This is a genomic window from Kineococcus terrestris, assembly GCF_041020755.1.
Lineage (GTDB): Bacteria > Actinomycetota > Actinomycetes > Actinomycetales > Kineococcaceae > Kineococcus > Kineococcus terrestris.
In genome coordinates, this window is sequence record NZ_JBEUEI010000021.1 from 64,969 (window position 1) to 71,195 (window position 6,227).

The window sequence follows — 6,227 nt, forward strand, 5'->3', positions numbered from 1 at the left end:
CGGCCGCTCAGCCGAGGGCGGTGAGCAGGTCCTCGCAGGCGCGCTCGCACGCCCGGCACGCGGCCGCGCACACCCGGCAGTGCTCGTGCATCCCGGCGTGGGACTCGCACTCGGCGGCGCAGGCCCGGCACGCGGCCGCGCACGCGCGCAGCAGGGCCCGCAGCAGGTCCGTGTCGGGGGCGGTGCGCCGCGACAGGACGCGGCCGGTGGCCGCGCACACGTCGGCGCAGTCCAGGTCGGTGCGCACGCAGTGCCGCAGGTCGGCGACGGACTTCTCGGCCAGGCAGGCGTCGGCGCAGGCGGTGCAGGCCTGCGCGCACGTCCAGCACGCCTCGACGCAGGCGACGAGCGCGGCACGGTCCAGCCCGCCCGCGCCGGCGGGGTGGGCGTCCAGCATCTCCTCGACGGTGCTCACGGCTCCTCCTCGGACGTGGTGGTCGGGGCCCCAGGGTCGCCGTCCGGCACCTCTCCCGCGACCCGGCGACGTCAGCGCCGGCCGGCCGCGCGGGTGTGCTCGAAGATCAGGCTGGTCTCGGTGAGGCCGACGTCGGGGTCGCGCGACAGGTGCTCGGCGACGAAGTCGCGCAGGTCCGCGGTGCTGGCGACGGCCACGTGCAGCAGGTAGTCGTTCGCGCCGGCGACGAAGTAGACGTCGAGGACCTCCGGCTGGCGGCTGATGCGGGCCACGAACGGGCCCATGCTGCCACGCGCGTGCGCGGCGAGCTTGACCGCGATCATCGCCTGCAGGTCGTGGCCGAGGGCCCGCGGGTCCACGTCGGCGTGGAAGCCGCGGATGACGCCGGACTCGCGCAGCGCCCGCACCCGCAGCAGGCACGTCGAGGCGGCGATGCCCACGCGCTGGGCCAGGGCCGCGTTGGTGATCCGCGCGTCCTCGGCCAGCACGTGCAGGATCGCGCGGTCCACCGGGTCGACGGCCCGCCGCAGGTTCTTCGTCGCGGGCGTCTCCGGCACCGGGCCGGTCGAAGGATCCTCGTCCACCGGGCGACCGTACCGAACCTCCTGCGGACTGCTTGCCCTCCACCGCGAGCATCTTCACCCTGGAGGGAGGAGTCGTACCCGCTCACCCCCGGAGGTCGTCGTGCGCGTCGGAGTCCCGCGCGAGGTCAAGAACCGCGAGCACCGCGTCGCCCTGACGCCCGCGGGCGTCCACGAGCTCGTCGGCCGCGGCCACGACGTGCTCGTCGAGGCCGGCGCCGGCCTGGGCAGCTCCCTGCCCGACGCCGACTACGAGGCCGCCGGCGCCAAGGTCGTCGCCGCCGCGGACGACGTGTGGGCCGAGGCCGAGCTCGTCCTGAAGGTCAAGGAGCCCGTCGCCGAGGAGTTCCACCGCCTGCGCCGCGACCAGGTCCTGTTCACCTACCTGCACCTGGCGGCCTCCCGCGAGTGCACCGAGGCGCTGCTGGCCGCCGGCACCACCGCGATCGCCTACGAGACCGTCCAGCTGCCCGACCGCTCCCTGCCGCTGCTGGCGCCCATGTCCGAGGTCGCCGGGCGCCTGGCCCCGCAGGTCGGCGCCTACCACCTCATGCGCGGCGCCGACGCGGACGGCGGCGGCCGCGGCGTCCTCATGGGCGGGGTGCCGGGCGTGCGGGGCGCCGACGTCGTCGTCATCGGCGCCGGCGTCTCCGGGCAGAACGCGGCGCAGATCGCCCTCGGGATGGGCGCCGAGGTCACCGTGCTGGACCTGTCGATCCCCAAGCTGCGCGAGGTCGACGCCCGCTTCGGCGGCCGGGTGCGCACCATCACCTCCAACGCCTTCGAGCTGCAGCGCGCGGTCCTGTCCGCCGACCTCGTCGTCGGCGCCGTCCTCGTGCCCGGCGCCCGCGCCCCCAAGCTCGTCACCGACGAGCTGGTGTCGCGGATGCGGCCCGGCTCGGTGCTCGTGGACATCGCCATCGACCAGGGCGGCTGCTTCGAGGGCTCGCGGCCCACCACGCACGACGACCCCACGTTCCGCGTGCACGGGTCGGTGTTCTACTGCGTCGCCAACATGCCCGGCGCCGTCCCGCACACCTCCACCTACGCGCTGACCGGCGCGACGCTGCCCTACGTCGCGGCGCTCGCCGACCGCGGCTGGCGCGCCGCGCTGAGCGCCGACGCGGCCCTGGCGCACGGGCTGTCCACCCACGACGGGCGCCTGACCTCCCCGGAGGTCGGTGCGGCGCACGGGATCGAGGCGCTCAGCCCGGCGGACGTCCTGGCCTGAGCGGTTCCGCCCGGGGTTCGCGCACCTCCGGGTTCAGGGCTCGCGCATCTCGGCGACGAGCGCGTCGACGACGGCGTGCAGCGGCTCCGGGTGGCCGTCGGCGACGGCCGCGTCGTGGACCGCGCGCTGGCGCTGGTAGCTGGCCCCGCGGCGCGGGACGTCGGCCACCAGCGCCAGGTCGTCGCGGCAGCCGAGCCGGTCCGCGACCGGTTCCAGCCGGTCCAGCCACTCGGCCAGGTCCTCGGTGACCAGCCGCTCGTGCCCGGCGGCGTCGGTGATGACGATGGCGTCCAGGCCGTAGCGCGAGGAGCGCCACTTGTTCTCCTGCACGTGCCACGGCGGCATGGTCGGCAGCTCCTCGCCCGCCTCCAGCCGGTCGTCCAGGTGCACGACGAGGCAGTGGACCAGCGCGGTCACGGCGCGCAGCTCGCGCAGGGTCGGGGTGCCGTCGGCCACGCGGACCTCCAGCGTGCCCCAGCGCGGCGCGGGGCGGATGTCCCAGCGCACGTCGGACAGCCCGTCGATGACGCCCGTGACGAGCATGTCGTCGACGTAGCTCTCGAACTCGGCCCACTCCCCGAACTGGAACGGCAGGCCGGCCGTCGGCAGCTGCTGGAACATCTGCGCGCGGTTGCTGGCGAAACCCGTGTCGATGCCCGTCCAGTACGGCGAGCTGGCCGACAGCGCCTGCAGGTGCGGGTAGAAGTTGAGCATCGAGTTCAGCAGCGGCAGCACCTTGTGCACCGAGCTGACCCCGACGTGCACGTGCACGCCCCAGATGAGCATCTGCCGCCCCCACCACTGGGTGCGCTCCAGCAGTTCCGCGTAGCGGGGGTTGTCGGTGACGACCTGCTCGTCCCAGCGCGCGAAGGGGTGGGTGCCCGAGCAGGCCAGCTCCAGGCCCATCGGGCCGGCGATCCGGCGCACCGCGTCCAGCGAGGCGCGCAGGTCGTCGGCCACCTCCGCCACGGTGCCGTGGACGCCGCTGACCACCTCGAGGGTGTTGCGCAGCAGCTCCTTCTGCACCCGCGGGCCGGCCTCCGAGGGCGGCAGGTCGACGGCGTCGATGACCTCCGACGCCGAGGGCGACAGGTCGCGGGTGGCGCGGTCGACCAGCACCACCTCCCACTCGACGCCCAGCGTGGGGCGGGGGGAGCTCTCGAACTCGACGCCCACCCGTCGATGCAACCACACCGCCGCACCCGTGGCGCGGCGGGCGCACCGGCCCTAGCGTCGCGCCGTGACCGAGACAGGAGTCCGCGCGCGGGAGGTCGACGTCGTCGTCGTGGGGGCCGGGGCGGTGGGCGAGAACGTCGCCGACCGCGCCTCCCGCACGGGGCTGGACGTCGTGGTGGTCGAGGACGAGCTGGTGGGCGGTGAGTGCTCCTACTGGGCGTGCATGCCCAGCAAGGCGCTGCTGCGGCCCGGGCAGGTGCTGGCCGCCGCCCGCCGCCTGCCGGGGGCCGCCGAGGCGGTGACGGGACAGCTGGACAGCGCCCGGGTCCTGGCGCGGCGCACGACCTTCACCCACGACTGGGACGACTCCTCGCAGGTGGAGTGGCTGGACTCGGCCGGCCTCGGCCTGGTCCGCGGGCGCGCGCGCCTGGACGGCCCGCGCCGCGTCGTCGTCACCGGCGCGGACGGGGAGGTCGAGCTCAGCGCCCGGCACGCCGTCGTGCTGGCCACCGGGTCGGTGCCCGTGCTGCCCGACGTGCCGGGCCTGGCGCTGGCGCGGCCGTGGACGAGCCGGGAGGCCACCAGCGCCGACACCGTGCCCGGCCGGCTGGTCGTGCTCGGCGGCGGCGTCGTCGGCGTGGAGATGGCGCAGGCGTGGGCGCGGCTGGGCTCGACGGTGACGCTGCTGGCCCGCTCGGGCCTGCTGAGCGGGCAGGAGGAGGTCGCCGGCCGCCTGGTCGCGGACGCGCTGCGCGCCGACGGCGTGGACGTGCGCTTCGGCGCCGAGCTGGCGGAGGTGTCGCGGCCCACCGGCGAGGGCGAGGTGACGGTGACGCTCGCGGACGGCTCGACGATCGTGGCCGACGAGCTGCTCGTCGCCACCGGCCGGCGCCCCGCCACCGAGGGCGTGGGGCTGGAGACCGTGGGCCTGGAGGACGGCGGCTCGCTGGAGGTGGACGACACCGGCCTGGTCGCCGGGGTCGAGGGCCGCTGGCTGTACGCGGCGGGCGACGTGTCGGGCCGGGTGAAGCTGACCCACCAGGGCAAGTACGACGCGCGCGCCTGCGGCGACGCGATCGCCGCGCGCGCCGCCGGGGAGCTGGGCGAGCGCGCCGAGCCGTGGTCGCGGTACGCGGCGACCGCCACGCACCGGGCCGTGCCGCAGGTCGTCTTCACCGACCCCGAGGTCGCCCAGGTCGGGCTGACGGCCGAGCGCGCCGAGCGGGAGGGCCTGCGCACGCGCGTCGTCGACGTCGACCTGGCCTCGGTGGCGGGCGCCTCCCTGCTGGCCGACGGGTACACCGGCGCCGCCCGGATGGTCGTCGACGAGGACCGCCGCGTCGTCGTCGGCGTCACGTTCGTCGGGCAGGACGTCGCCGAGCTGCTGCACTCGGCGACGGTCGCCGTGGTCGGCGAGGTGCCGCTGGAGCGGCTGTGGCACGCGGTGCCCAGCTACCCGACCGTCAGCGAGGTGTGGCTGCGCCTGCTGGAGGCCTACGGCCTCTGAGCGGGTGAGACCGGGCCGCGCGCCGTCAAGGGCCCTGCCGCGCCGGTCGACACCCCGGGGTGGAGCGCGCGGGAGGGACCCGGCGCGGCCGGCGCCCGACCGGGAGGTGGACGTGCCCCGACGCACCGACCGGCGCGCCCCCTCCCCGCGGCGCGCGGTCGCGCGGACCGCGCTCACCGCGGTGCTCATCGGCGCCGCGGTCTACCCGGTGTGGCGCCTGCTGCCCGACGAGGCGGTGCTGTCCCCGGCGTGGACGCAGGTCGTCGGCTGGCCGCTGACCTGGCTGGTGCGCCTGGAGGCCGTGCAGCGCCGGCTGGGCGGGGGGCGGCTGGACAACCGGGTGTGGCTGCGGGCCGTCCTCGGCAACCTCGTGCTGGCGCTCGTGCTGGCGCCCACGGGGCTGCCGTTCCTCGTCCCGGTGGCGGCCACGCTGGTGGCCGGTGTGCACGTGTCCTGGTCCGGTGCGCGCGCCGGACGGCCCTGCGTCCTCGTCGGCCTGGTCGCCACCGCCCTCGTGCAGGCGGGTGTCCACCTCGGCCTGCTGCCGTCGGTGCTGCCCGTGGCGGTCAGCGACGTCGCCGCGGTCGTCACGGCGCTCCTCACGTCGTCGCTGATCGTCAACACGGCGCTGCTGGCGGCCCGCCGCGAGGAGGCCGCGCAGGCCCTGGAGGCCGAGCGGCGCGCGCACCACGACGAGCTGCGGCACGCCGCCACGCACGACCCGCTGACGGGGCTGCTCAACCGCGCCGGCCTGCACGAGCGGCTGCGCGAGGAGCTGGCCCGCACCGGTCCGCGCGGCGGGACCGCGGTGGTCTACCTCGACCTCGACGGGTTCAAGCCGGTCAACGACCGGTGGGGGCACCGGGCGGGCGACGACCTCCTGCGCCTGGTCGCCCAGCGGCTCGCGGGGACCCTGCGCCCCGGTGACGGCCTGGCCCGGGTCGGCGGCGACGAGTTCGTCGTCGTCCTCGCCGGCGTCGGCGGTGCCGGTGACGTCGAGGCGGCCGCCGCGCGCGCCGCCGCCTGCCTGCGCGACCCGATCAGCGTGGGCGGGGCGCTGGTGCGGGTCGGGGCCAGCGCGGGCACGGCCCTCGCGCGCGACGCGGCCACCGCCGCCGAGGCGCTGCTGCACGAGGCCGACGTGGCCATGTACGCGGTGAAGGCGCGCCGCCCCCGCCCCGCCGACCCCCAAGTCCCCACCCCCACCCCCACCCCGGGGGGGGGGGGGGGGGGGGGGGGGGGGGGGGGGGGGGGGGGGGGGGGGGGGGGGGGGGGGGGGGGGGGGGGGGGGGGGGGGGGGGGGGGGGGGGGGGGGGC

6 protein-coding genes are annotated in these 6,227 nt (G+C 77.0%); 3 read left to right on the top strand and 3 right to left on the bottom strand.

Annotated elements, in window-relative coordinates; all coding sequences use genetic code 11:
- Positions 1-7 precede the first annotated feature (7 nt).
- Together AB8M62_RS13630 and AB8M62_RS13635 are read right to left on the bottom strand one after the other, a co-directional pair.
- Positions 8-397, bottom strand: a complete 390-nt coding sequence (locus AB8M62_RS13630) for a four-helix bundle copper-binding protein (protein WP_369069931.1) — start codon at positions 395-397, stop codon at positions 8-10.
- Between the two features lie 89 nt (positions 398-486).
- On the bottom strand, positions 487-999 hold the full coding sequence (locus tag AB8M62_RS13635; protein WP_369069923.1) for an Lrp/AsnC family transcriptional regulator: 513 nt from the start codon (positions 997-999) through the stop codon (positions 487-489).
- A gap of 100 nt (positions 1,000-1,099) precedes the next feature.
- Here AB8M62_RS13635 and ald point away from each other — a divergent pair, with 100 nt between their 5' ends.
- Entirely contained in the window at positions 1,100-2,227 is a 1,128-nt protein-coding gene (ald, locus tag AB8M62_RS13640) for an alanine dehydrogenase (RefSeq protein WP_369069924.1), read from the top strand.
- Positions 2,228-2,260: 33 nt separating this feature from the next.
- On the opposite strand, the gene AB8M62_RS13645 is transcribed toward ald, so the two are convergent.
- Positions 2,261-3,403, bottom strand: coding sequence for a glutamate--cysteine ligase (locus AB8M62_RS13645; protein ID WP_369069925.1), 1,143 nt, complete (start codon positions 3,401-3,403; stop codon positions 2,261-2,263).
- A 64-nt stretch (positions 3,404-3,467) separates the two neighbouring features.
- Here AB8M62_RS13645 and AB8M62_RS13650 point away from each other — a divergent pair, with 64 nt between their 5' ends.
- Both AB8M62_RS13650 and AB8M62_RS13655 read left to right on the top strand, forming a co-directional pair.
- Complete coding sequence (locus tag AB8M62_RS13650) at positions 3,468-4,910, top strand: dihydrolipoyl dehydrogenase family protein (RefSeq protein ID WP_369056446.1); 1,443 nt, start codon at positions 3,468-3,470, stop codon at positions 4,908-4,910.
- 112 nt (positions 4,911-5,022) lie between these two features.
- Positions 5,023-6,227 (top strand): diguanylate cyclase domain-containing protein (locus AB8M62_RS13655; protein ID WP_369069926.1); only part of this gene is annotated, 1,205 nt, incomplete at its 3' end.

What these genes read in the sequence shown, in the direction of transcription:
- AB8M62_RS13630 (WP_369069931.1), bottom strand. Translation starts at nt 397, where the DNA reads ATGCTGGACGCCCACCCCGCCGGCGCGGGCGGGCTGGACCGTGCCGCG.